The 24,716-nt window shown below is 44.6% G+C and carries 22 protein-coding genes; all 22 read right to left on the reverse strand.

Annotated elements, in window-relative coordinates:
* Window positions 1-1,052 (reverse strand): siphovirus ReqiPepy6 Gp37-like family protein (locus tag HMPREF9473_RS14980; RefSeq protein ID WP_006780985.1); only part of this gene is annotated, 1,052 nt, incomplete at its 3' end.
* Between the two features lie 2 nt (window positions 1,053-1,054).
* Window positions 1,055-1,969 carry a phage distal tail protein gene (locus tag HMPREF9473_RS14985; RefSeq protein ID WP_006780986.1) on the reverse strand — a complete coding sequence of 305 codons (915 nt, stop codon included), beginning with the start codon at window positions 1,967-1,969 and terminating at the stop codon, window positions 1,055-1,057.
* A complete protein-coding gene (locus HMPREF9473_RS14990; protein ID WP_006780987.1) occupies window positions 1,966-8,478 on the reverse strand; it encodes a tape measure protein in 6,513 nt (2,170 codons plus the stop codon). The genes HMPREF9473_RS14985 and HMPREF9473_RS14990 overlap by 4 nt, the downstream gene beginning before the upstream one ends.
* Window positions 8,475-8,852, reverse strand: a complete 378-nt coding sequence (locus HMPREF9473_RS14995) for an HK97 gp10 family phage protein (RefSeq protein WP_006780988.1) — start codon at window positions 8,850-8,852, stop codon at window positions 8,475-8,477. The genes HMPREF9473_RS14990 and HMPREF9473_RS14995 overlap by 4 nt, the downstream gene beginning before the upstream one ends.
* A 12-nt stretch (window positions 8,853-8,864) precedes the next feature.
* A complete protein-coding gene (locus tag HMPREF9473_RS15000) occupies window positions 8,865-9,869 on the reverse strand; it encodes an N-acetylmuramoyl-L-alanine amidase (protein ID WP_006780989.1) in 1,005 nt (334 codons plus the stop codon).
* A gap of 5 nt (window positions 9,870-9,874) precedes the next feature.
* Window positions 9,875-10,417 carry a hypothetical protein gene (locus HMPREF9473_RS15005; protein WP_006780990.1) on the reverse strand — a complete coding sequence of 181 codons (543 nt, stop codon included), beginning with the start codon at window positions 10,415-10,417 and terminating at the stop codon, window positions 9,875-9,877.
* A 14-nt stretch (window positions 10,418-10,431) separates the two neighbouring features.
* Window positions 10,432-10,833 carry a hypothetical protein gene (locus HMPREF9473_RS15010; protein ID WP_006780991.1) on the reverse strand — a complete coding sequence of 134 codons (402 nt, stop codon included), beginning with the start codon at window positions 10,831-10,833 and terminating at the stop codon, window positions 10,432-10,434.
* Window positions 10,834-10,893: 60 nt separating this feature from the next.
* Complete coding sequence (locus HMPREF9473_RS28205; RefSeq protein ID WP_006780992.1) at window positions 10,894-11,280, reverse strand: hypothetical protein; 387 nt, start codon at window positions 11,278-11,280, stop codon at window positions 10,894-10,896.
* Window positions 11,280-11,987, reverse strand: a complete 708-nt coding sequence (locus HMPREF9473_RS15020) for a hypothetical protein (protein WP_006780993.1) — start codon at window positions 11,985-11,987, stop codon at window positions 11,280-11,282. Before HMPREF9473_RS15020 ends, HMPREF9473_RS28205 begins: the two co-directional genes overlap by 1 nt.
* A 337-nt stretch (window positions 11,988-12,324) precedes the next feature.
* On the reverse strand, window positions 12,325-12,639 hold the full coding sequence (locus HMPREF9473_RS15030; RefSeq protein WP_006780995.1) for a DUF7253 family protein: 315 nt from the start codon (window positions 12,637-12,639) through the stop codon (window positions 12,325-12,327).
* 15 nt (window positions 12,640-12,654) lie between these two features.
* Complete coding sequence (locus HMPREF9473_RS27935) at window positions 12,655-12,933, reverse strand: hypothetical protein (protein ID WP_242830808.1); 279 nt, start codon at window positions 12,931-12,933, stop codon at window positions 12,655-12,657.
* Between the two features lie 107 nt (window positions 12,934-13,040).
* Window positions 13,041-14,906, reverse strand: a complete 1,866-nt coding sequence (locus HMPREF9473_RS15040) for an HK97 family phage prohead protease (RefSeq protein ID WP_006780997.1) — start codon at window positions 14,904-14,906, stop codon at window positions 13,041-13,043.
* A 43-nt stretch (window positions 14,907-14,949) separates the two neighbouring features.
* Window positions 14,950-15,780 carry a hypothetical protein gene (locus HMPREF9473_RS15045; RefSeq protein WP_006780998.1) on the reverse strand — a complete coding sequence of 277 codons (831 nt, stop codon included), beginning with the start codon at window positions 15,778-15,780 and terminating at the stop codon, window positions 14,950-14,952.
* A complete protein-coding gene (locus HMPREF9473_RS15050) occupies window positions 15,780-17,120 on the reverse strand; it encodes a phage portal protein (RefSeq protein WP_006780999.1) in 1,341 nt (446 codons plus the stop codon). The genes HMPREF9473_RS15045 and HMPREF9473_RS15050 overlap by 1 nt, the downstream gene beginning before the upstream one ends.
* Before the next feature lie 17 nt (window positions 17,121-17,137).
* A complete protein-coding gene (locus HMPREF9473_RS15055; RefSeq protein WP_006781000.1) occupies window positions 17,138-18,883 on the reverse strand; it encodes a terminase TerL endonuclease subunit in 1,746 nt (581 codons plus the stop codon).
* Between the two features lie 11 nt (window positions 18,884-18,894).
* A complete protein-coding gene (locus HMPREF9473_RS15060) occupies window positions 18,895-19,227 on the reverse strand; it encodes a DUF7211 domain-containing protein (protein WP_006781001.1) in 333 nt (110 codons plus the stop codon).
* A complete protein-coding gene (locus tag HMPREF9473_RS15065; RefSeq protein ID WP_242830809.1) occupies window positions 19,224-19,817 on the reverse strand; it encodes a phage head-tail connector protein in 594 nt (197 codons plus the stop codon). Before HMPREF9473_RS15065 ends, HMPREF9473_RS15060 begins: the two co-directional genes overlap by 4 nt.
* Before the next feature lie 365 nt (window positions 19,818-20,182).
* Window positions 20,183-20,521 carry a hypothetical protein gene (locus HMPREF9473_RS15075; RefSeq protein ID WP_006781004.1) on the reverse strand — a complete coding sequence of 113 codons (339 nt, stop codon included), beginning with the start codon at window positions 20,519-20,521 and terminating at the stop codon, window positions 20,183-20,185.
* A 277-nt stretch (window positions 20,522-20,798) separates the two neighbouring features.
* On the reverse strand, window positions 20,799-21,050 hold the full coding sequence (locus tag HMPREF9473_RS15080) for a hypothetical protein (RefSeq protein WP_006781005.1): 252 nt from the start codon (window positions 21,048-21,050) through the stop codon (window positions 20,799-20,801).
* Between the two features lie 9 nt (window positions 21,051-21,059).
* Window positions 21,060-23,807, reverse strand: a complete 2,748-nt coding sequence (locus HMPREF9473_RS15085; RefSeq protein WP_006781006.1) for a helix-turn-helix transcriptional regulator — start codon at window positions 23,805-23,807, stop codon at window positions 21,060-21,062.
* A 3-nt stretch (window positions 23,808-23,810) separates the two neighbouring features.
* The gene (locus HMPREF9473_RS15090; RefSeq protein ID WP_006781007.1) at window positions 23,811-24,368 is read right to left on the reverse strand and encodes a DUF2800 domain-containing protein; all 558 of its coding nucleotides are present in this window, start codon (window positions 24,366-24,368) and stop codon (window positions 23,811-23,813) included.
* Complete coding sequence (locus HMPREF9473_RS15095; RefSeq protein WP_006781008.1) at window positions 24,340-24,630, reverse strand: hypothetical protein; 291 nt, start codon at window positions 24,628-24,630, stop codon at window positions 24,340-24,342. Before HMPREF9473_RS15095 ends, HMPREF9473_RS15090 begins: the two co-directional genes overlap by 29 nt.
* Between the last annotated feature and the right edge of the window lie 86 nt (window positions 24,631-24,716).

Here is a 24,716-nt window from a genome sequence, read left to right on the forward strand (position 1 = left end):
GTCGGATACGAGTCGAGTCCTTCTTTGCTCTGAGAGCGAATGAATTCCGTTACCCGAGCTTTCCCCTCAATTCCGTATTCATTCACAATCTGTACCATATCGCCTAAGAAGAAATCCTCTCCATATCGGTACATCCTCGTTGATTCAACCTTTCCCTCAAAGGATTTGGTTGCGATGTTCTCAGCCAGATTCTCTAAACCTCTTTGAGAAAGCTGTGCATTATACTCAGTGTCCGTCAAGGTTTCATTATCCACGGTCGAAGAAACATCCCTAGCATCCGTATAAAGCTCCCTTCGATTCAAACCTGTTCCGGCACCAGATGCACAAGCCACGGTTGTAGTCCTCCGATCAGCTCCTTCCCCCTCTCCGGCAACCAAAGTAACTGTTTTTAAAGTCTTCTTTGATTCCAGATAATTGGTATTGATTACATTCTCAAATTTTGGAGAAAAGATGACATATGGATTCGTAAACTGGTCGTAAGAACGATCTGCGCCTGCATAGAGCTTAAAGACGAACTTGTTATCATCGGACAGCTTGATTCGGAAACCGACATTCTTGGAATCGCACAGCTTTTTAATGGCATCATACAGATTGTCTCCGGTAAACTGTGCATCTACCGTCAGTCCGGTAATCGCCGGGTCCGTGGATGCCTCGAATATCAGTCCTTCTACCTTTCGGGAAGCATCGGAAGGATTGATGATATTCTCATCCAGCAGCTTTTTGATTCCATTTTGAAAGTTTCCGCTCAGAATCGTTTGCTTCCAAATAATGCGGCGCTCCAGAATGGATTCCAATGACCTTCCAGTGACCGTAAAGTGGTTTCCGTTTTCGGCATCAGACTCAATCTTTCTGTCCTCGACAATCATGGTCTGGTCGGATTCTTTCAGCCAGAGATAGTAGTCGTCTTTCAGGATTTCAAGAACAGAATCGTTAATGCTTGTATATACCTCGAAATCTCCATAGGCAGAATACCGCTCCGTCCATATCAGAGACTCAAAGGTATCAAGCACAGAAAGCATTTTCAGAAAAGTGTCCAGAACAATCAATTCCATAACTATACCCCCTCAAACGCTGTTCTGTTTTCAATCTTAAACTGCACATTGGTCGTTCCTTCTTCCACCACATAAGCGAAAATATTATCGCCTTTGGATAGCTGAAACCAGTCAGAATCTTTATCAAGGCAGTTTAAAATATTGGTGTAGATACCGTTTCGAAGAAGCGTAATTGATTTATCCCCTTTAATGGTGGAGATAATGATTTCATCGCCGGCAACCATTCCAGAACCGGTTAGCTGCTCCAATTTATCTGTATCAATACGCATTACCTCTCTCGTCCCGGTATTGTAAATCGTGATATTTCTCACATTTCCGATGGCATGAATGGTAATCACAACCCCGATCTCGGCATCACCGGAGTAATATACCGTCTGCTCGGTTTCATTCTTAATCTCGCCAAATTCAATCAAGGACTCGGTTAAAGATTCATTCGAAAAAGCGAACTCAAACAGAGGTTCCACTCCATAGAAGATAGTGGTATTAGTTCCATCCGGACCAGCAGAATAAAAATAAGGATCAGGACACACGATGGAAATCTGCGTCGTCTCATCGCTGCTGAAAATATCTGGTTCATTTGATTCCACATAACCATAAGTCTCACAAATACGATTATCTGTCTCTATGAGAAGCGTTACTTTCTTCTTTATCGGAAAGTATTTGTAGGAGTCATGTCTTGTGTCTTCAATCTGAGGATTAAACATCAGTTTCAGAGACATAACAATATTTCTGGAATTTACTCTTGCCGAGTTATACAGCGATCCGTCATTCGTAGAGATTTCTGTCGTGTTAATATCTGCTTTGCTCGGTCCCAATCCGCTGATAGATTGAACGGCGAACCCGGATTCCTCCGGGAACGCTAATTCAAATCTTTTTGATTCGCCCAAATAATTAGTTACAGTTACTGCTCTAATCATGTGTTACCCACCAGCCCTTTCATCGCCGAAAATTGATTCTTTGTCTGCCGATAAATATCAATTCTCGACAGAGCCTTAGGCGAATAATTGTTTTGCGTGAATTGATAGGTATTTCCTGTAGGAGAACTTTCTCCATTTTGAACTTCTATCTCGGAAACTCGGTCATTCATCCCAGTGCTGACAGATAATGCCTGATTTCTGCTAAACAAAGTATTCAACCTTCCGCTCCCTGCTTCTACGGCGGATAGGTCAAGAACCGGTCGAATGGTAGGCTGAACATCCATGTCTGCATCTACATAGTCTGCAATCCTGGAAATGATATCATTCAATCCATCAATAGAAGATCTGGCAATTTCCCGTCCAGCCTTTCCAGCCTTGGATACATTGTCAATCAACGCATTTATGAAACCGACTCCTGCAAAGTTACCGATTCCGTAAAAGCGTTTAGAAGGAGAATGCTCGTCCAATTCGTCTTCCGCTGCTTCAGCGGCTGCGGCTGCCATGGCTCTTGCTTTTGCTTCCGCTTTCCAAGTATTTTCGCTGATACCATCACAGAAACCATCGACCAAGTATGAACCGGCAGATTTGAACTGACTATAATAGTCTTTGATGGCGGTTACAGAGCCACTCAGCGTAGTTGTAAAAGCTGTTCGGAGTTCACTATCTTTGCTTCTCACACCGGCGATAAATTTAACCATGCACTCTCTACCAGTCGAGGTAAACTCCGCATATTTATTTTTAATCACCGTAAGACAAGCGCTGATAATGTTTGTAAACGCCAGCCTCGCACTACTGTCCTGCGATCTGACACCGGCAATAAGCTTCACCATCGTCTGGGTTCCGGTTGACGTAAATTCCCCGTACTTATTTCGTATTACAGTCAAACAACCGCTAACGATATTGGTAAAGGTTGTTCTGGAAGAACTATCCTGAGACCGTACACCGGCGATAAATTTAACCATAAGCGTGGAACCGCTGGTTTGGAACTCGCCTTGTTTTCCGTTGATCGCCGTCAAGACAGTCTGAACCAGCGTAGTGAATGTCGTTGTCAGTTCGGATTTCTTCGCATTTGCACCATTGATGAAGGACGACAACATACTTGAAGCCGCGGCTGTTACTTTCGATTCTGCATTATTGAATGCATTGATAAATCCGGTTACACCGGTTTCACCAAGCGTTGTCAACGCAGAGCTGAAGGAAGTCATACCGCTTGTATCCAGACCAACCATCCCATTTGCCATACCGACAAGCCGGTTTGTCTGGGTGATCACTCCGGACAACAACGTCGTATCAATACCACTGATGCTGTTGTAATAATTACTGAAATGGGAACCGAACGATGCCATATCACTACCAAAACTGGCAAGTGTCATATCATCGGAGAACCATCCGCCTTCTTTTGGAAGACTTTTCTGAAGCTCAACAATGGATGTAGCAGCATTGGTTGTAGTGGTAACGATGTTCGCATCCACATCTTTCATATAGTCGGAATATTGTGCGAAGCTCTTACCAAAGGAAACCAAACTTGTGCCAAAGGCGGCAATATCATTGTCTCCGGTAAACCAGCTTACCAATCCACCCGTATTCGGTAACGTATTCGCCAACTCAACTACTGCTTTGCCAGCCGTTGCGGAATTTGTAACGGCCTCCACATCAATACCTGCAATTGCGTCAGAGTAGGATTTCATCGCTCTGCCAAATGGCACCAACTTCTCCCCGAACGTGTCCATGTCGTTCTCTCCCGTAAAGAAGCCCACGACACCGCCACTGTTGGGAACAGTATTTGCTAATTCGATTAAAGCCTTTCCCGCAGTAGCAGATTCCACGATTACATTCGCATCCAAACCTCTTACCGCCTGAGAGAACAGCATCATCGCCTCGCCAAACGGTACAAGCTGCTCGCCAAACGCATCCATATCATTTTCGCCAACAAAGAAACCTACCACGCCTCCAGAATTCGGAATTGTGGTTGCCATTTCAGCCATAGCCTTTCCTGCGGTAGCAGCATTCGTTACAGTATCTACATCCAGTCCTCTTACGGCATTTGCAAACCCCATCATTGCTTCGCCAAATGGAATAAGCTGGGCGCCGAAAGCACTCATATCGTTCTCTCCCGTAAAGAAGCCGATGACTCCTCCGGAATTCGGAAGGGTTGCCGCCATCTCCGCAAGTGTCCTTCCCGCCGTAGCCGCATTTGCCACCAATTCCCCGTCCATACCAGCAATGGCGATAGAGAAATCTCGCATCGCTTCACCGAATGGAACGAGTTGAGTAGCAAAGTCGCTCAGAGAAGATCCTCCTGTAATCCAGGAAGTCAATCCGTTCAAAATATCGGCAGCGGTCAGAATAAGAATTGTTTCTGCCAATGCTTTTACGCCGTCCAGCATAGAGGGATCAAGCTGTGTAGCACCCTCGATAAATGGCTGCACATTCGTCATAAACGCAGAAAGATCTGAACCAATTTGAGGGAATTGACTTGAAACTCCAGACATGAAACCGCCGACAATTCCGCCAACAAATTGACCGATAGCCGTACCAATTCCCTGAAGAAGATTTCCGCCCTCACCGATAAGCCATTCCAACCCAGGAATCTGAGCCAGAGCGCCGACAGCCGCCAGAACCAATGCCAACTCCGCAATGACTGCACCCATTCCGAGAACACCAACCATAGCCCCAGGTACCAAGGAAGCAACAGCACTGAGAGCAAGCATAATTGCTGAGAGCAAACCAATTCCAGCGATTCCTTTGATGAGTACATTCACATCAATGCCACTCAAGGCGTCGATTACCCCGTCAAAGAAAGCCATCAGTAACTCTACGCCAGCTTTAATCAATTCCGGTAGTTTCGTTGTGATAGCCTGAATAATCCCAATCAGAATATCGAATAACTGCTCCACGATGGTCGGTGTGTGTTCGACCAGAGCCGAAAGGACACTGTCGATCAGGACAAATAGCCCGTCCACAACTGCTGGTACAGCCGTAACCAAAGCATCGACTGCGGCAAGAACCAATGCTGTAAATGCCTCGGCAATAGCTGGCCCGCCATTTGCGATTACTCCAGCAAGAGAAAGGATTCCTTCCCCGATAGATTCGAACAGCAACGGAATCAAACTGAGAATACTGGATACTGCCACTACTAGAGATGCTGCTCCCGCCGCTCCAGATACTGCCAAAGCAGAAAGTCCAGTGGAAAATGCGAGAATGCCAGCACCTGCGGCCAGACATCCTACTCCCAACACAGCAATGGCGGCCGAAAGTCCTAAAATAGCTGGGGTCAATGGCCCTAATGCCACTCCTGCGACACCGAGAACCGTGAAAGAACCTGCCAGTGCCACCAACCCTTTGGCGATGCTCTCCCAAGACATATTCCCCAATGACTTGAGAACCGGGGTAAATATCGCCAATGCAGCGGACACGGTAAGAACCGCTGCCGCACCCGGAAGTGCAGTTTTCATTGCGTTGAGTGCCACAACAAGAATGGTCATGGAACCTGCAAGGGTTACCAGTCCTCTGGCGATTTCATCCCAGGACATTCCGCCCATATTTCGGACTGCTTCGCCGATAATGAGTAATGCTGCACCGACCTCTACCATTCCAGTCGCTTTCGACACCATTCCTTTTGGAAGTAGATTCATCGCAACTGTCACGGCCGCCAGAGAACCGGCCATCGTGGTAAGACCTCGTCCAATCTCTCCCCAAGTCAGGTTCCCCATCTTTTTCACTGCTTCTCCAAACACGAGCATGGCTGCTCCAAGAATCGTCATCGCTGTAGCGGTGGAAACTACATGCTTCGCGTTAGCCGTAACTTTGGTGAATACCGCCAGTTCGGTAAGAACCACGGCAACCGCAGATAGTCCTTGAATCAGGTTTGAAGTGTCCAGATCTCCAAATGCCTTAACCGCATCCGCCAGAATATTGATGGACGCTGCAAGAAGAACCAATCCGGTTCCTTTCAGAACACCCATTCCATCCAAATCTGTAGCCTTCAGGAACAACGCCAGTTCTGTGCAAAGAACGCCGACTCCGATTAGACCTTTAGCCAAAGAGCCCACATCCAAAGCTCCTAAATCTTCAACTGCTCCTACAAGAACTCGAATCGCTGCCGCAAATACTACCAAACCGGCAGAACCTTTTATCAGCCCCTTCGATGTTTTGGAAAGCGCTGTTGCAGACGCTACCAGAATAGCAGATAACCCAGCAACACCGACCAATCCTTTCAGAAGCTCGTCCCAATCCAAACCAGATAGTTTCTGAACTGCGCCTGCAAGAATAAGAACGGCAGTAGACATCCCAATCATCGCAATGGTCAACTGTCCCATTCCTTTGATTGCTGCTCCGTTCATTATCTTTTCAAAGATGGCCATTGAACCAAGCAGTTCAACAAACAGAACACTCAAAGCCCCCAAGGACGCATTTAGCTTCTCGGAATCAACCAGAGACAATGCCACAATCGCTGCGGTCAGGATTGCCATAGCGCCGGCAATTTTCAGAAGAGTCCCGGCCTTTAGACTCGACTGCCATGCTTCGAGGCTCCCCTTAACTCCATCCAAAATATCTTTGAACGAACCAAGAATTCCGCCGCCATTTTCTGTGATCTCCGATAAAGAGTCAATGAATTTTTTCACTCCAATCAGAATTGCAGAAAACAATCCCGTATTGATTAAGTCCAAAATCGGATCGAAACTCGCTGTATCAAATGCTGTAAGAATTGCTTCTCCAAGGTTTCCAAACGCATTTGCGACAATGGAACCCAGCTTCGATAAAACAGGCGCTACCTTCTCGACAATCCCAATAATTCCTTCAAATGCCTTCTTTACCAACTCTCCTAATTTTACAAACGGTTCAAACCGAGTCTGTACCTTATCCGCAAAATTATCGAGACCACTGGTATCAACATTCGCAAACTCGCTGAACGCATCGGCAACTGTTTTTACAAAAGTCTTTATTCCATCCGCAATTGGTTTCAGGAAATTCCCGATTCCTTCGATAGCTTTGTTAAAGGCATCAGACGATTTAATAGCTTCATCAATACCAACAATGAAATCTCCAACGCTGGCTGTAAACCCAAGAATTCCATCTCCGGCCGGAGCCACATAACCAATCAAATCTGCAAATCCACCAACAAGCGCTTTGACACCTTGAAGTCCAATATCAAATAAAGCGAATACCCCTTTGAATGTTCTCTTCAGGTTATTCGCTGTTTCTTCGCCCATTTTGAATTTTTCTGTTAGTTCCTGTAATCCTACAGTGAGATTGTAAAGCTGTTCTCCAGTCATCGGCGGAAAGACTTCTCTAAACGCTTCTTTAACTGGCTTTATAATGCTTAAAACACCCTCGAAAGCATTCCTTACTGCTTCAATCAACGCAGTTCGTCCGCCAAGATCTTTCCAATCCTGCAACATCTTATTTCTCGCTTCGGCAGAAGCATTTACCATGTTGCCAAGGGCGTTGCTAACCTCAGTTAAAAGTTCTTTTGCCTCTTCGAAATCACCAATGATGATTTCCCAACTCTGAGTCCAACCAGACTGAACAAATTCTTTCAAGGTGTCCCATAACTGCGTGAATGTCTTTACCTTGGTAGCTGCATCCAATGCTGTCTGAGCCAGTTTTGTAATCTCTTTAGCTTGTTCTTCCGTATATCCCTGAGCGATAAGATCTGCTTCCGAGTAAGCTCCAGACAACTGTGTCAGAGTTTCGGTCAACACCTCTGTTGTCAGCCATCCACCTTCGGTCAGAGAAGCTCTGAATGAACCATACTGTTCAATCATCGCGTCCATGTTGGTTCCGAAATGTTCTGCGGTTCGAGTTAAGGCATCTTGAAATAGCTGACCGCCCATTCCAGCATTTACAACGGAATTCCAATCTTGCAAACTAACCTTGCCCGCTGCAATCGCCTGCGAAAGCTGATACATGGCGGTACTGGCCTGATAAGCATTAGAACCCGAAGCTGCTGCTAAGTTGGCAATACCTTTGATTGACGTTACTGATTTATCCAAGTCAACACCGGCAGCCGTGAAAGTACCAATGTTACGGGTCATTTCCGTAAAATTGTAAATCGTCTGATCAGCGTATTTGTTCAACTCATCAAGAGCAGCATTTACCTGGTCAATGGTTGTCCCCTTGCTCTGTGTATTGGCAAGAATAGTCTGAACTGCATTGATCTGTGTTTCATACTCCTGAAATCCAGTCTTAATCGGATCGATTGTCAGTGCAGAAACAATATTTTTACCAGCATTTAACGCTGAATTTGTGATGTTCGCCAGAGCCGTAACTGCCATGACTTCCAACGCCGAAAATCGCATCTTTACTGTTTCGACCGCATTGGAAAGCGGAGTCATATTGCAATTTTTTGCTGCGGCATTAACGTCATCCAATCCTTTGGAGGCACCTTTTAAGTTTAAGCTTTTTTCGAGCTTTTCAATTGAAGATATACTGGTCTGAACATTCTGCTCAAACTGTTTGTTATCGAATCGCATTTCAACGACTCTTTCATCAATCGTCTTACTCATAGCTTAGTAACCTCCTTCCATGCGTTATTTGCAATTTCGTCAAAAATAGGCTGGATAGCAGGATTGATGTAATCTCGCCCCTGTACCCAGCCGCCGTTTCGAGTTCCGTGTCCATACTGCAAAATAACAGCGATTGGAACTCCATTTTGAACATTTGAATTATGAAATGAAATTGTAACCGAACCTTTCCGATTCTCAATTTCGTAATACCAGGAATTCGCCGTCTCCCCAGAATCCACTGGTGTTGCAGACGCAAGGGCGGCTACTCCCTCTTTACCAAACTTGTCCAGGTCTCCGATGTGAACCGCTTCTTTTGCTCTCTCCAGAAAGCGTGTCAACTTGGAGAAGTCACCCTTTTGTCTGAAACTTATCATCGTGTATCCTCTTTAAATTCGAGTTGCGTAATCCAGTGAGATCCATCCTGCTCCAGATTTCAACTTACCCCATCCAGCATCAGAACCAGCGCCAGTTTTAACCTCGACGATGGTGTAGACTCCTTTCGGACAGAAACCATTGGTTCCGTAATTCGTTCCGGGACCTTTACGGATATACAGATCGGAAATGTCCACCTGAACCAGAAAATTTCCAGAAGGCTTCTCTACTGATCCACCAGAATCAGAAGAAGCTGCGCCTTTATAGGTACAGTAAGCTTCATGAACGCTGATCCATCCTGCACCGGATTTCAACCTGCCCCAGTAACCGTTCTGAATTTCAGTAATCGTGTAAGTACCTCGGTCAGTAATCATCCCATTGGTTCCGTAATTCGTCCCAGGGCCTTTGCGAATATTCAAATCACCGATGTTGACTTTGTAAAGTCCAGTTTTGTAGGTTTTCTGGACGCTGTCAGTCGTACTTCCGCCAAGCTGAGCAGTTACCCGATTCGCAAGATTCCCCAGCCTGGAATACAGCCAATCCCCAGGACAAGATTTGTTGGCAAACCACCGATGAACCGTAAGGATCATCTCGTTTGATTTGGGACTGTAGTTCAGAGATTTGTCCTTGTCGCCAAACCAAAGGAGTTTTGTCTTACCATTTCTCCGGCAGATGTCAACACACAGAGCAACCAGCTTTTCATATACTGCATCAGTCATGGCATACGGATGAGTCATATCACTGGCACATTCAATCGTCACAGCACGCTGATCATTCGCATTGCTGGAAGAACACCAGCTTCTGTTTGCTTCATCCACGCAAAGAACCACACGTCCGTCACTACCAATTCCATAGTTGCAAGAAGCCTGTACGTTACTACTGTCAAAGCAGCCCCCAATAGATTCCGCTGAAAGCTGACCGACCACACAATGCGGAGTGATCCGGTCGATTGAATGCGTTCTGGCTCCACTATGGTTTGGACTTTTTACCGTACAATTCACCAAGCTGCTGTTACTCATAGTAATCACCCTTTCGTATTCCATTTCTTTTTACGGGCCGCATTTAGTGCCGCATTCCGTTTCATAATTTCTCTGCGGCTATGTTTCTTCGGCGGCCTGCTCTTCACATCGCATACTCTTATCAAAGTAAACAGTTTATTGAGATGCCATTTCTGACATTCAAATGGAATATTTAAAGCTATCATCCAGTAATAAACGAGTTCTGCCGTAATCTGCTCTCTGCTTCCCTGCGTTTTTTTCTCCTCGAAAAACCGGGTGGCAGTCATAGGAAGAGCAATATACCGATTGACCTCATTGATATTGCTGTTTGTCAGATAGTTATAAACTTCCGGGTTCACGTTCTGTGTAAGAGTCATACATTTTACATAATCGATGGTTTCTTCCAAAGTTTTTTCCTGCTTCGTCAGAAACGGCTTATTCCATCTCGATTCCCATTTTGAAAGAGAAACAAGAGAATGCTCCAATTGCAAGGTCTGAGCCTTTGTGTAAACAAACTCTTGCTTCACCTCATCCCAGAATTCCGTGGATGGTATTGTGATTCGGAGCATCTCTCACCTCTCCATTAATTCTGAGTGTTTGCTGCAATTGCAGGAGCTGTGGCAGAATTGCCGATGTTCATCACCGCATTCACAAAGTCTGCTGCTGTCTTGTCATTCGTAACCAGTTCCTCAAAGAGAATCTCATAAGCAGGAGATTCCATAAAGGATCTGGAAATCTCCTCAGACTTCATAAAGCGACGGCCATCTTCACTCTTGACACCGTAAGCTTTCTTAATGAGATCTTCAAAGAATTCCATAATCTGGCCGCCATCAGCGCCGGCACCAATACTTTTGAGCTGTACATCATAGCCGCCCTTCACGCTTGTCTGCATCTTGACAATTTCCGGCTTTGACAGATGGAAATAGAAATCCTCTTTTCTTTCGACACCGTTCAGATCGATATAGGGAATGGTTTTCTTCAGCATAATTTTTTCTCCTTTCAAATAAAAAGAAGCCCCGCACATTGAATACGAGGCTTCCTATCGTTATTCTGTTTCCAAGGTAAGCCCAGAAAGACCATAAATCTTCGTGATGCTTTCCCCGTTGTGCGTGGCAGTCACCTTAATGCTCTGAGTATCCTTATTCTTGATAAGGAGTACAATGTTCATGTCGTCATCTAGCGCAACCGGTCCCTTAGTACCGCCTACGAGCTCAACAACCGTCTCTGCTTCAGCCGGCTCAGCCTCAATCTTGAGAGCCAGGTAATTTCCCGACTGCTCAGAAGTATTACTGCTGAAATCAACATAACCATTGACATACTTCAGAGTGCCTGTCACTTCATCATCAGCAACAACCATATCACTCTGCAATTCATTCACTGCTTTTCCAAATAAAACAGCCTCTCCGTCTTCAGGCTTAACAGAAAGGCTCATTAAGGGAGGTCTTCAGCAGCCAGAAGCTCAATCACTTCATCAGGAAACGGCAGTCTGGGATCAACGCCATCATTACCCTCTGGAGTAGTCGGGTCTTTACCATACAGGATTTCTTCCAGAGCTGCCAGCTTCTTCGCATCAATCTTAGTAGAATCCAGTGTAAGGATTGCGGTAGGTTTCAGCTTCTTACCATCGATTATCTTCGCAATCTCCGCCGGAGTCGTGCTGAATTCCCAGGACAGAGCGATTGCCTCCGGGCTGTCATTCACAGTGGTATAGCCTTTCTCAGAAACAGAGGCAAGGCAATTATAAACAAGATGCAGCTTATAACCATAGTCATTGGAATCTACATCATTGCCAAGAATAGTGCGATAAGAAAGTCCAAACTGCTTCCTGCTCTGCTGGCCTGCAAAGACACCAGGAGCGACTTCAACGGAACCGTCACACTCCGCAAATTCATTCGGAGAAGTATAAGCCTCAATCGTTCCGCCGAAATCCTCTGCGGACATCAGGTTCAGATACTTGATGTTATCCGCATAGATCGGGGAGGGCTCCGCCCCGGAAGGGCTCTCTGTCACCGCGCTCAGACCGTTCCAAGCAACACCTTTGTTATACTGTCCACCAGTCTGAATCGGGTAGAGAACACCATGATCAACACCAGTTTCGTAGAGGCGTTCCCCAACTTTATCCCAAATAAGCTTACTCATTGAATTATTCCTCCAATCTTAGAAATACACATTAAAAATGTAGTGATTCAGGTTATCTTTTTTGAAATGCCGGTCAAACCGGCTCATCGGTAAATTCGTTACTTTCTGCACCAAGGATGTATCCGGATCTTTATCAATAACGGTAACGGCATATCTTCGATTAGATAAATATACCCCGTCGTTTGCATATGTCTTGTCTACATCATCAAGGCTATATACAATAGCGGGGTAATTCATCTTAATAGATTCCGGAGGCTGAAAATAACATCGGCACTGTTCACCTTCTATCGGGCAAGATAAAATCTCGCACAACAGTTTATGAAACAGGATTCGTCGATCAGTCATTATACACACCTCCTACCGTCAGAATCAGACGCGGATACTGTACTTCAACACTGGAAATCTTCCACTTCGCTCCCATGAACTCGACATACCGCATTGCGTGAAAATTCTGATAAGCAAAAGGATCGGCCACGATGCTAATCTCATTGGAAATGTTGATATCGTCATTGAGTTTATCGGAAGTCTGATACCGACTGGTATTCCGAATCAAATCGCCGAAATACTCTCGCTCAGTAATTTCCCCGTCCCAAACACCCGGACGAACGTCCTTTGATATTGCATAGCCGATTTTCCCAAAAAACTTTGCCATTTTGAATTTTCTCCTTTACTCTGTCTCCAAAGTCAATCCAATAAGCCCATAAGTCTTCGTAGTGGAATTTTCTCCATTGTCTACCGTCACCTTAATGCTCTGAGTATCCTTATTCTTAATAAGGAGTACAATGTTCATGTCGTCATCAAGCGTAACCGGTCCTTTGGTACCACCTACGAGTTCAACGGTCGCAACTGCATCTTCGGAATCAGCATCAACTTTCAAAGCAAGATAGTTTCCTTCCTGCTCAGAAGTATTACTGCTAAATCCCGTATATCCAGTAACATGCTTCAATGTACCGGTAATCTCAGACTCTCTGATAGCAATATTCTCCTGTAACGAATTTACCGTTTTCCCGAACAGATTGGCTTCTCCATCTTCGGGACTAACGGAGAAGCTGATTAAGGGTTTACCGTTACGTCCTCTTCAATCGCAATGGCGGAGTACACTCTGGTCAGAGCGCCGGAGCATCTGGTTTCCAGAAGGGACTTCTCCTGGTTAAAGTCGATATCAAACTGCGTGAAGTGAGTAACTTCGCCGCCTTTCGTAGCACCCAGAGAGTAGTCATTCAGGTTCGTGATGATGGCAAGCAGCTTCTTGGTCTTGCTGTCGTCCGTCTTACGAGTCTTGCCTTCGAACTGCTCGGCCGTATGGATTTCCCCGACATTCAGAGCAGAAGCCAGCTCTGATTTAGAGCTATAAATGCGGCGGCCGTTCATATCACGAGCCAGGAGCATTACATTGAGCATGTGAGGAGTGATGTACATATCGGGAGTGCCTGTACCCTTATAATCCTCTCTTGCATACAAAACCGCATTGATCATTGCTTCAGCGTAAATATAGTTCTCGCCAAAGTTCACGCCGGTATTAGTACCCTGAAGTTCATTTTTTGCGGCGGCAACATCCAAATCTGCATGAATGGTATACAGGTCATCATCGGTCCAGATAGGTCTGATCTTATCCGGATCGATCTTACCCTCATCACCATCATCACGACCGTCCCCCAGCATCATCGCAATAGCCAGCTCTTCATCGAGCATCAGGCGGTCGATGTCATACAGATACTTTACATAATCGAAATCTGTGATATCGACAATGTCGTCGCGATGCAGAGCATTCTTCACATAAACAGTCTGCGGATCGGTGGTTCTGCGTACCAGCTTGAAATTTCCGGCCTGCTTCTTCTCTTTTCCTTTCTTGTAGCCCCTGGCGCGAAGTGTATCAATACCGCGAATATCGGTCTGGCTGGTTCTGATTCTGGAAATCGGGCTCTTATGTACTTTCTTCATCACATTGGTAATCCAGCCCTGGTCATTGGTAATGAGTTCGGGAGCCCCCGGACGCACTTCCTGATATTCCGGGAACAGACTCGTCACATTTCCGTCGCCGGTCTGAACAAATCCGCCGCTGACAGCATCATGCTGAAGACCGTTCTGCTCCGCATAAAGCTGAAGCGCTGTCTGGAAAGTACCAACCTGGCTGGTCTTCGCCGCCTTGATGATGTCTTCCTGTGCGGAATGCGTCAGAAAGCCACCGGTTTCGTTTTTCTTATCGTTGTCAAACACATTATGCTTCATCTCGGTATTTCCTCCTTTAGAATCGTCATCATTTTTATCTTCAGGCTTATCGGTTTCCCCCATAGCCTGTCCGATCATTGCATAAACCACATTTTTCTGCTTTTCATTGAGGGTATTAAATACCTGCTCAATTGTCTCTTCAACTTCCTCAGGTTTTTCTTCAGAAGTCTTATCTTCCTTAGATTTGGATTTCTCCTCCGCCTTCTTTTCCTCGGATTTGTCATCCTCCTCGGCGGAATGATAAATCATAATGTTCTCGTCATATCCAATAATGGTACGGTCTTCTGAAGTCTCACCGTGAGCCATAACAGAATCAATGAAAGCTCCCGGATTAGCTCCAGCCAGAACAAGGCTCAGTTCATAGATAACGCCATGCATCACACTCGCTCCGGCCTGTTTAAGCTGACCGGCACAAATAGAAAGTGAACGAACATCTCCGTGCTTAACTAGCTTCTTCGCTGCCTGTCCGGATTCACTGTCATTGAAACTACAGTAGGCATAAACGCCCTCATCACGATTTTCCAGTACCCCATGACCGAGTACACGATTGGGATCGGAATGATTATGTCCCCAAATTAGTGGAACAGTTTGTCCATTCTGGTTCTTAAACGCATCCCTTTTGATGGTACGGCCATCGGTGCAAAGAAGATCGTTTCTAGTGGCCCAACCACTAAAATCGTATTTCTCCATTTTGAAAATCACTCCTTCTATCAGTATTGTGCGAAAGCCATTGCTACTTCCTCCGTTTCCTCTTCTTTACCGCTTTATATTCGGAAGCTATCTTGTCAAACTCTTGCTGATAAAGATCTTCATAAGTGGCATCAAGATTTTCTTTTGCCGCTTTATAAGCTTCCCTTGCGGCGGTAACGGCAGCCTTTAACTCTGTACTAACTTTTTCTCTTTCCGATTTAGCATTCGCAGAATTATCAGCCCTTTCTTCTTTGGTGTCCTCGGTAATTCGCTTCTTCTTAAGACTTGCGGAAGTTCTCACCTCTTCCTTTTCAGCTTTCGCCTGCTCACTCACCTTAGATTTATCCTCGCTGGCATCATCACGAAGCTTTGTAATTTTCTCATTTCGCTCCGCTACTCGCTTTGCCCTTTCCTCTTTGGATAACCCGGATGGAATTTCTATTGCCATTAAGCGTTCGATCTCAGTATTCTTCTTTTCATCGATACGCTCTTTCTGGTCTTCTACTTCTTCTCCAATATCCTCCAAATCAGATTTTTTACGGGAGTCAACCCTACTCCTTCTCGACGAAGATTCCTCGGTAAGCTGAGTATTCAGTTCCTTTAATTTAGCCGAGATCTGCTCTCGGGTCGCCTTGGCCTTTGCTCTCAGCTCAGCAATTTTTTGTTTCCGTTTTTCCTGTTCTTCTTTTACCTTTTCCTTCTTCTCACCAGAAATCTCATTTTTTGTATAAGCCCAGACTTTCTTTCCCTCATCGTTAAGCTTCATTGTGGAACGACGCCCTTTGAGTTCTCTGGTTCTCATATAATATTCATGAGCTTTCACCGGGTCGTAATAAGGAGATGCATAGTGTTGAAGAGGCTCGTTAATATCCATTAGGACTCCTCCTCATCATCCGAAACATAGCTTCCTATAATTTCATCAATCTCCTTTTCAAGACCGTCAAGCAGCTCGTTTACGATACTGTCATAATCGGCTCCGGCATCACTTTCATTGGATTCGACATCAGAACTACCGTTTGAAGGATCAGATTTGGCCTCACTGATATTGCTGTTCTTCAGCGCATCAGCTTTTGGATCATCAGACGGTTTCATACCAATAATCTGGCGAATTTCGTTTGATGTCATAATCTCATTTCTTGTGAATTTGTCAGCAATTTCTGACAGATCAGCTACTGGTACAAGTTTGAAGGGGTCACGGAAGAACAGAATCGATTGCTTTTGAGACCTGGCTGTTTTAGTAAGGAACTTACGTTTCATTTCGTCAACGATTGCTGAAATGATCGGCTCAATAGTACGGTTGTAGTAATTCAGCATGGTCTTCTCGTCTGCGGAACCATCCAATATACTCTGAGTGATACCTAACTGGCTGTATAGCATACTCGTTAGATATTCAATCTGCTTCATCAGATTATTTTCCACAGAACGATTCAACTGTGTGATTCGCTCCGTACCATCAGTATACGCAATACCATATTTAGAACCGGCCAACTGACGCTCAATCTCGACACGCCTCTTCTCAGCCTGTTGACGCCTTGCTTCTGTTTTTATCACATAGGGAAGCTGGATAATTAAATCGAGTTTTCCTGAACTGCTCTGCTCATCAACAACGTCCAATAAATTCAGTTTTCTTATCAAACGCTGCATCGTTGAGTTTGGCTCATTCATCACCGCATAAAGCGGATTTTCAATAATGGCGACCGTATCTTTTGGAACTACAATGTCTTCCTTTAATCCAGTCCGCTCATTATAAACTCTTACTTTGATATGATTCGGAAACCATTCCAGAATCTTCCCGGTTCGCATTGACTCGATTTTATAGGAGCCTGTAGTGTCAGGGTCATCATCCGTATCCACCGGGATAATCGCCACACATCCCTCATCGAGCATTGACAAAACCACATCCTGAAGGAAAGCCCGCCCAGTCTGGTCAATGTTGGCTGATAAATTCAGACAATCATTTAGCCCCGAAGAAATTTTTTCAAGAAATCTTTCGGAGTCGTCCAGACGGACATGTTGAATGTTAATTGAAGCGCAATCCAATGCGATTCGATTATATACAGAGGTAACGATAGATCTTTCATTTCCTCTTGTGAGTCTTGGACGGTCGGGCCTGTACGAATATCCAACCCCTATGTCCCGATAGAAACCTGTTGGGTCTCTATTTAAAAAAGCGTTCCAGGCATGTTTAATCCTGGAACCGATTGAAACTTCCATTTTGAAATCGTCACCTCCTATTCGAAAGCATCTCGGTTGAGCTTGAAAGCGACAAACGCATCCATCATAGCTGCCACGGCATCAATCTTTGCGTCATAACGCTTTTTCAGCAATTTACGGTTTCCATTCGTATCTTCCATAACGATGCAGTTCCCCATCGCAAAGGTCATAAGTTCTTCATCAAACAAAAGCATCCGCTCCTCAGAAAGTTTCTTTAACTCTCCTAAAGGAACGGATTCCGTCTTAGCACCCTGTATTACCTTTTCGATTCCAAACGGACCATTTTCAGAAGACCATCTCTCAATGAACTCCTTTGCGTTGTATGGGTCATACCCCAAGCAACGAACGTCATAGCCAAATTCTGTGATATGGTTATCCAAATCTTCATAGACTTCCATCATATCCAAAACGGTTCCCTCTAGGACAATCAGGCTTCCTTCGTCCATGAATTGGTCGTATTTGATTCTCATTGCTGCCGGAAGTTTCATCAGAGTCGATGAAGAAATGTAGTTCCTGGTTTTAACTCCAAAGGAACCATTCGATAACGGGAAAAGGAACGTAAAAGCACAGAAATCATCCCCCTGCGACAAATCAATTCCCAAAGAGCAGGGCATCTGCCAATAGCTTCTCTTCTTATGAGGAAGAGTTTCTTCATATGTGAAGTAATAGGTGTAGCCCTCCATCGGCAATCCAAATCTCTTAGCCAAGATATCGTTTCTGGCCGCCGGAGACTTCTCCGCTCTTTCCACATCGAGTTGATAGGTCTCATAGCTTACCGTTTTACCAATATTGGGATTTGCCTTCAGCCACATATCTGGATTGCCCACTTCATCGATAGAATCGAGTTTGTACCACCAGATGGAAACATGAGGATTGATATATTCTCCTTTGAGAATGTCCATCAACTCCATTTTGATTGTGTCGCCTGCTCCATTTCTCACTGTTCCCTCAGAACTCGTGGCGACAATGATGTAATCATCCAATTTAGACGCACCCTGCTCCAAAGCGCCAACCACATCTTCTCTAGTATCACCGGACAGCCACTCATCCACTGTAGAAATCTTAGGTCGTAATCCCTGAAGCTTTGCGATGGACATTGGCCGCACTTCCAAAAGCGAACCTGTGAGAAAATTCTCAATACCCTTTTTGGTGGAGGCCAATTTCATTCTCTTTGCTTTAGAACCAGTCGTATTCTGCAAAGAGCCCTCTGTCAGAAACCGGAACAATGGACCTCTCGACCTTGTAATCGCAGTGCGAAAAGGTGACATCACCTCATCAGCCTGTTTCATGGTAGGGGCTGTCGTGACTTGATGAGTCGTGGATGTGTCGATATTCAATCCATAGGAATGAACACAGGTGTCATACAAAGATTTAGCAGCTCCTCGCCCAACGATAAGATATTGTTTCTTCGTCAGACGCTGCTTGATTCTTTTATTCACATATCGGCCACCATGTCCGTCAGAACTTGGCTCCCACACACTTCGTTCGACGAAGTAGTACCATCCATAAAGCTGCTCGCCCCACAATTTAAACGAGTCCAGCAAATTCAAATCAGAACCGTCCGTCAATGTTAGTTCTGATTCGCAATAGGCAATCCATCCTTCGACGGCCTGGTCATCATAGTAAATACCAGGATTGGCTATTAGGTCGTCAATTCGGTTCATCTCCATAGAGATTTCTTTACAAACCGGTATCTCTCCCCTGATTACGGCATCCCGAAACATGCCGTAGTATTTGGGAACGGCAGTGTTTGATAATGCCATAATTGAATCACCTACTTGCTTGTTGCTTTCTTGATGACCGCGTCAATTCCCTTCGTCATGTACTTCGATGCATAATTGGTGGCGGTCTGCTTTGCGGCATTGGTCAGCACATCCTGTACAAACTTTCTACCGACAGAAATTTCTGAACTGGTAAGCTGTTTATACTGCTTTTCCATTTGAAGACGGTTGATCTTTGAGCGGAGTTCCGAATCAGACATCTTCTTCACCTCATCATCGGAACTCGTCTTCTTTCCACTTGCTCTTGCAAGTTGTTCGGGAGTTCTTCGGACGCCCCATTTCATCCCAAGAATCCCGTGATGCTGTAGTAATGCTTCATTACTCATTTTGAATCTCCCTCCTTTGCGATATATGATGTCACTCCGTTTGCTGCGTTCCCAGTCTCGTAATACGGAACTTCTGTTACCACAATATTTCGATCCAGAACTTTGTTCTCAGTATCCAGCATTTGAGATTGGAATGCTTTCGGCGTTACCCTATACTCGCCATCGTAGGACTCGTGTTCTTCGGACTTATCTTCGTCAGTTTCCGCTGCAACATTCAGTCTCCACTCCGCCTCAGCAATCATCTTTTCCATAGACGCCATTACAGCGGAACTCAAAGGCGGATCGAACAGGAGCTTTACCTTCATCTGCATATACGACTTTACCAATTGCAACTTTGTCTCGTCAGAAATGAATTCTTTCCATGTAGCACTTTTATCCTGAACAGAGAATCCAGATGGTGGACCAACACCAAGTTGCGTCAAGATCATAAATACTGAATTGATATGTATGATAAGATCTGAATCAAAGTGCTCATACTCTTCTGTAATACCCAGCATCTTTTTAATTGATGTCAGTATGCTTTCCATAATCGCTATAACCTCCTCTCCATCAATGTTTCCAGGGACATGTATCGTTTCTGCTTCGAACAATAGGTTCTGTGACAAGAAGACTTTCATCTCCATAGTGAATGGCATTATGTGTTGTAAGAATTGTTGAGATGAGAAATTCTGGATTTAAAAGAAAATCGCTTCTCTTTAAAATATCCTCCACGGAAATCGGATTCATATGGTGAATCAATATCTTCCCACATATCTCACGACCTTCTATTCCGAGGTCACATCCGTTATCTCTCACAATCACAAAATCACGAACTGACTTCCACTCCATAGACCGATAGAAAATCTGATTCAGATATCGGTCAAACCCAAACGTGTCTGCCCCGATGACTCCGCCCAAACGAAGATACTCGTATCGTTCTTTAAAAGTCTTCAATTTCGATAATTCCGAATATGTCCTAATCATCATCGTTACCCTGTCCACTGTATATACGAAACGCATTGATGGCGTCCTTATAGAGATCTTTAATCTCATCTGTGGAGTCAATAGCTCTTACTTTTGCCCGCAACAGATTGTTCTCTTCCTCCAGTCTCTCCCTCTCAAGCTTCTCTCTGGAAGAGCCCAGTTTTAAATAGTGAGTAATGACCTGAGAAGAAGCAGTCCCTTCCAGCAATTGTCTTTCAGCCAGGTCAACAGCCAGAGAAATCATCTGAAGTTCCCTTGCTTCCGGAGTCAAAGCAGGACGAATCTTTTTGGAAGAACCTGTCGATTCAGAACTCTTTACTTTTCTAGCCATTTACTGCCTCCTTCCCGTCTGTTCTTCAATAGTTTCATAAAAGTTTTCCGGCAGTATTTAAAAGAACCCACAAGGCTGACTGTAACTTTTTTACCGAAAGGAGAAAAAAGAGTAAAAAGAACCACAGCTTATTACTTAGCCAACCTTATGAGCTCTGTTAAATACTGCCGGGAGGTAAAAACATTCTCCGAAAAATACCCCCGGGGAATTTTTAAAGACCGCCGCGATGACGGAGGGGGGTGCGATTTTTGCTACCCCCCCCTATACCATCTGATACCTAGACAGCCACCGCGTCTCGCGTAACTTTTTTGTAAATGTTTCGGAAATCGTATTTTACGATCTCATCAATTGCTCGTTCAACTTCCAAGTCATTCTCTTCATCGGAGAGTTGGTCCGAGGTTCTGGCAATTCTACCAAGATACGAACATGAATGATAACCTTTTTCCTCATCAAACAGTAACCATGAAGTGAACTGTTCAAATGGATCGAAAGGATTGTCAATGGTTGTAAGCATACACTTCTTCGCCATTTACTTTGTTCACTCCTTTCCATTCAGATACTTCGACACAGTAGAACTGGAAACACCCAAAGCCGCTGCTATCTCAGCAGTGCTATAGCCAGAAGCATTCAGCGCCGCAATACGATTTACTTTGGCAGAACTAAGGGTTGTTGTTGCACGCGGAGTAGCTCTCTGTCTGACTGTATCTATGTTTGTATTGTTGAGAATCTGGGTAAGCTTGTTCTCGCTGATAGCGCCGGCTTGAATCGCTTCCCACTCACGATCTGTAATCTCGACAGGGGTTCTCTTGGCCTCAACAGCAGTACGGGCCGCAGTAAGGGCCTGTTGATTAGCCTTCTTGATTTCGGCTTTTGTCATATCGGGGTTATCTTTTTTCTTGGCGGACACAATAGAGTTTGCCATGGTCTGTGCCTGACGCTCGCGGGGGGCGTTCTTTAAAGCCACATTAAGCTTGGCCATAAGAGAATCAACCTCTGTCTGGTAGGTCTGTTTTGCTGAAGCAGAGTAGGCTATCTTTCCGCTATTAACCATCTCCCTACGGGCCTGATTAGCCAGGGACTTCATGGTATTTGCATAGTCCGCATACGCCTCTTCCTGTGGTGTCCCAGAAGATAAACTACGGGCGTCTCTGGTTTCTGCCATCTTGGTACTCTTTTGAGTCCGCACCTGGGTCTTTCCGTTCTTATCTATGTACTCCTCCCTGACGCTCTTCCAACTTTGCTCTCCGGTTTCCTTGTCAATGATCGGGCTTCCTTTTCTTTTCAACACAGAAGTCTCAGACTTGGCACGAGAAATCAGCGTAGAAGCTCCGCCATAACCATCATCGTCATCATGAGCCTGGTACTTCTTCTTCAAAGCCGTAATACCATTGTCCTGCTCACTCTTCTTGTAGTCTAGCTTATGCTTCTCTGCGTCGATGACGACCATACTGTGACGTACAGCTCTTGCAAGCTCATCCTGAGTAGCACCTTTTAAAGTCATATCAGTAATCAAGTTTGAAATCTTACCCATTTCTGTCTGGGTGTTTTTCATAATCTTAATCTTCTGACCGCCGCTGTTACAATAATCGTCACCTTTCTTAACGGTCCCATAAGACATCTTAGGATCGAATCCTTCCAACCCCTTTAATTGTGGAGTAGAAGTAATCTTCACCCTACTATTAGAAGAATTACAAGGAATCACCATGACAGTATCGCCATCGAAGTCAGCTCCGGAAAGACGGTCAGCAACCTTTTTGTTAATGCCAATAGCGTCTGCTGGTGTATTCCCAAGAACTCTTCTTCCTTCTGGCTGCTTATTATTAACAGTTAAGATTGGAATCTCAAAAGTTCCACCATGTGGATACCGCACAAGAGCTACTGTTTCTCCATTCTTGTAGTTCGGAGCATAGACCTCATTGTCCTTGATAGATGTCAATGGAAGAATAACTTGATACTTCTGTCTGGGAAGAGCGGCTGCCTGTAAATGAACAGCGGCTGCATCGCAGTCATCAGCAAAAGATTTCAAAAGAACCTTTTTCACTGTTGGATTCGTAAGAGAACAAATCTCATCAAATTCAGACTGCTTGTCTGCGGCCGCTAAATTCAACTGCTTCTTTATCAAAGTTCTACTCTGTTTCGACAGAAACTGAGATGGAAGCTTGTCTGCCCATTCGCCCCAATCCCCTTCTTCTGCTCGCTTGTTGATAAGGGAAAGCTGTTTCTTCCCATTTTTATCATAGTAGTAACTCTGACCTCCTCTTTCAGTAGTGGGGTTATCCGGGTCATTAACTCCCTCTTTAATTAAAGAACCGAACGGGTTATCCGGGTCATCTTTGATTGGTTTCAGAACATCCATTTTAGGTGTCCCTTTTTTCTTATTGGTGTTGAACATAACATCCACGCCATCAGGAAGGTCATCTGAATAAACCGCCATCCCTTTGATGTAGTGTGTCTTGTCAACTAAGATGCGAACCTGAGCATAATGGGATTCTCCAAGAGACAGGTCGTCAACACCTCTTCGAATTTCCACAACACCATCCTTCAATTCGCCGCCATCTTCCGAATACCGAATCTGCAACCGCTTTGAATCCATGCTTTTGGGATAAACAAATTTGGGATCAAAAGATTCCCCATCATCATGAGAGACATAATCTTTCAGAGAATTGATATTCTCAAAATCGTAAATCTCTTTATGCTCTGTTCCAGGAGGACAAATCACACGAAGCGTTGTTTTCTTCCCAGGATTTGTTACCTGATCCACTCGTCCGCCGTAAACAGGATAACCCTCCATCTCCAGCATATAGAGTGCTTCATTCAGTTTCTCCTTGGAAATTCCAAGTTCACGTTCCACACCGGCACCAACATCAATCATGCCTTTTTCGTCAATTTGCTTTTTGATAATTTCAGCAGTTGTCTTAGCTTGGTTCATACGAACCTCAGAATTTTCATTCAAAAGCGAACGAACAGAAGAGTCGTTTGCGAAGCCCATTTCTTTCGCAATTTCATTTAAGCTCAAACCATCTTCTCGAAGAGATTTTGCTCTCGCCACATCCAGCGCACGACGTTCATCTTTTGCTAACGATTTCTGCGTACGGTATTGAGTGGTGGTTAAACCCATGGCTTTTGCAATTTCGGTATCACTCATACCCTGACTTTTCAGTTCATCCACTCGACTCAGAAAATCTCCACTATGCTGATACGGATTATCACCAGATCCCCACGGATAACGACCGGAACGGCGGGGCATTCCATAATGCATCAAAATTTCTTCTGCAATCGGATTCATAAGTTAGCCCTCCTGTTCTTTGATTTTGTTGATTACTTTGTCAAATGTGATGATCTTGTCCATGATGGGAACAATGGTTTCAGCCGTTGGATTCTCATAAAGAATCTGGTTGTTCTGATAAATCCGAAGTTCCATTTCAATGTCGGCTGGCTTGATTTTGTATTCCAAACAAAAAAGAGCAGCATATATTTCAAGCTGCTCCATGTGCGCGGGAATGACGCCGGTTTTTAAATCATGAATGCGAAGCATCCGATTTCGAAACGTAATCGCATCTGTTGTTCCAAAACAATTTTCCGAATAGAAAAGAGGTTGTTCGGGAACCATCTTGAAGCCAATGGCATCATTTACATACATATTCAATGTTTTCTGAGACTTTGGAAGTTTCTGCCCAAGTGAGATACACTTTGCAGCAAAATCGTGAAGTTCTGTTCCCTTTTGAGTTGCCAGAAATTTTGAATACGATTCTGCAACTTTGGATTCATCATAGTTGATCCAATGGTATTTACTTGCGCCAAGAAAGGCGTGTTGCCCTTCAAGAGCAGAATGCTTGTTGAAGATCATGTAACACTTCCTCCTTATTTTCAGGACAAATAAATCTTGAGAACGACATCTCGTTCATTCGTCCAACATAATATTCTTGGTTCGGTTGTTTCTTGGCGCGAACGCTTTTTTTACATTCTAAAGTGGCCCACTTATCGTTATAAAGAATCAGCAAATCAGGAATTCCCTGGATATGACTGGAATCCAGTTTTGTTACGATACAGCCTTTGAACATTCTTTTCAGTTCTTGAATCAATTTGTTCTGAAATTCGCTTTCCAACATAAGTGAGCCTCCTTTCTCCAAAATAAAAGAGAGAATGGCCATTTTAACCCTCTCTCTTCATAACAGTCGATGTATTTTTCGCGCGC

This window comes from Hungatella hathewayi WAL-18680 (assembly GCF_000235505.1).
Taxonomy (GTDB): Bacteria; Bacillota; Clostridia; order Lachnospirales; family Lachnospiraceae; genus Hungatella_A; species Hungatella_A hathewayi_A.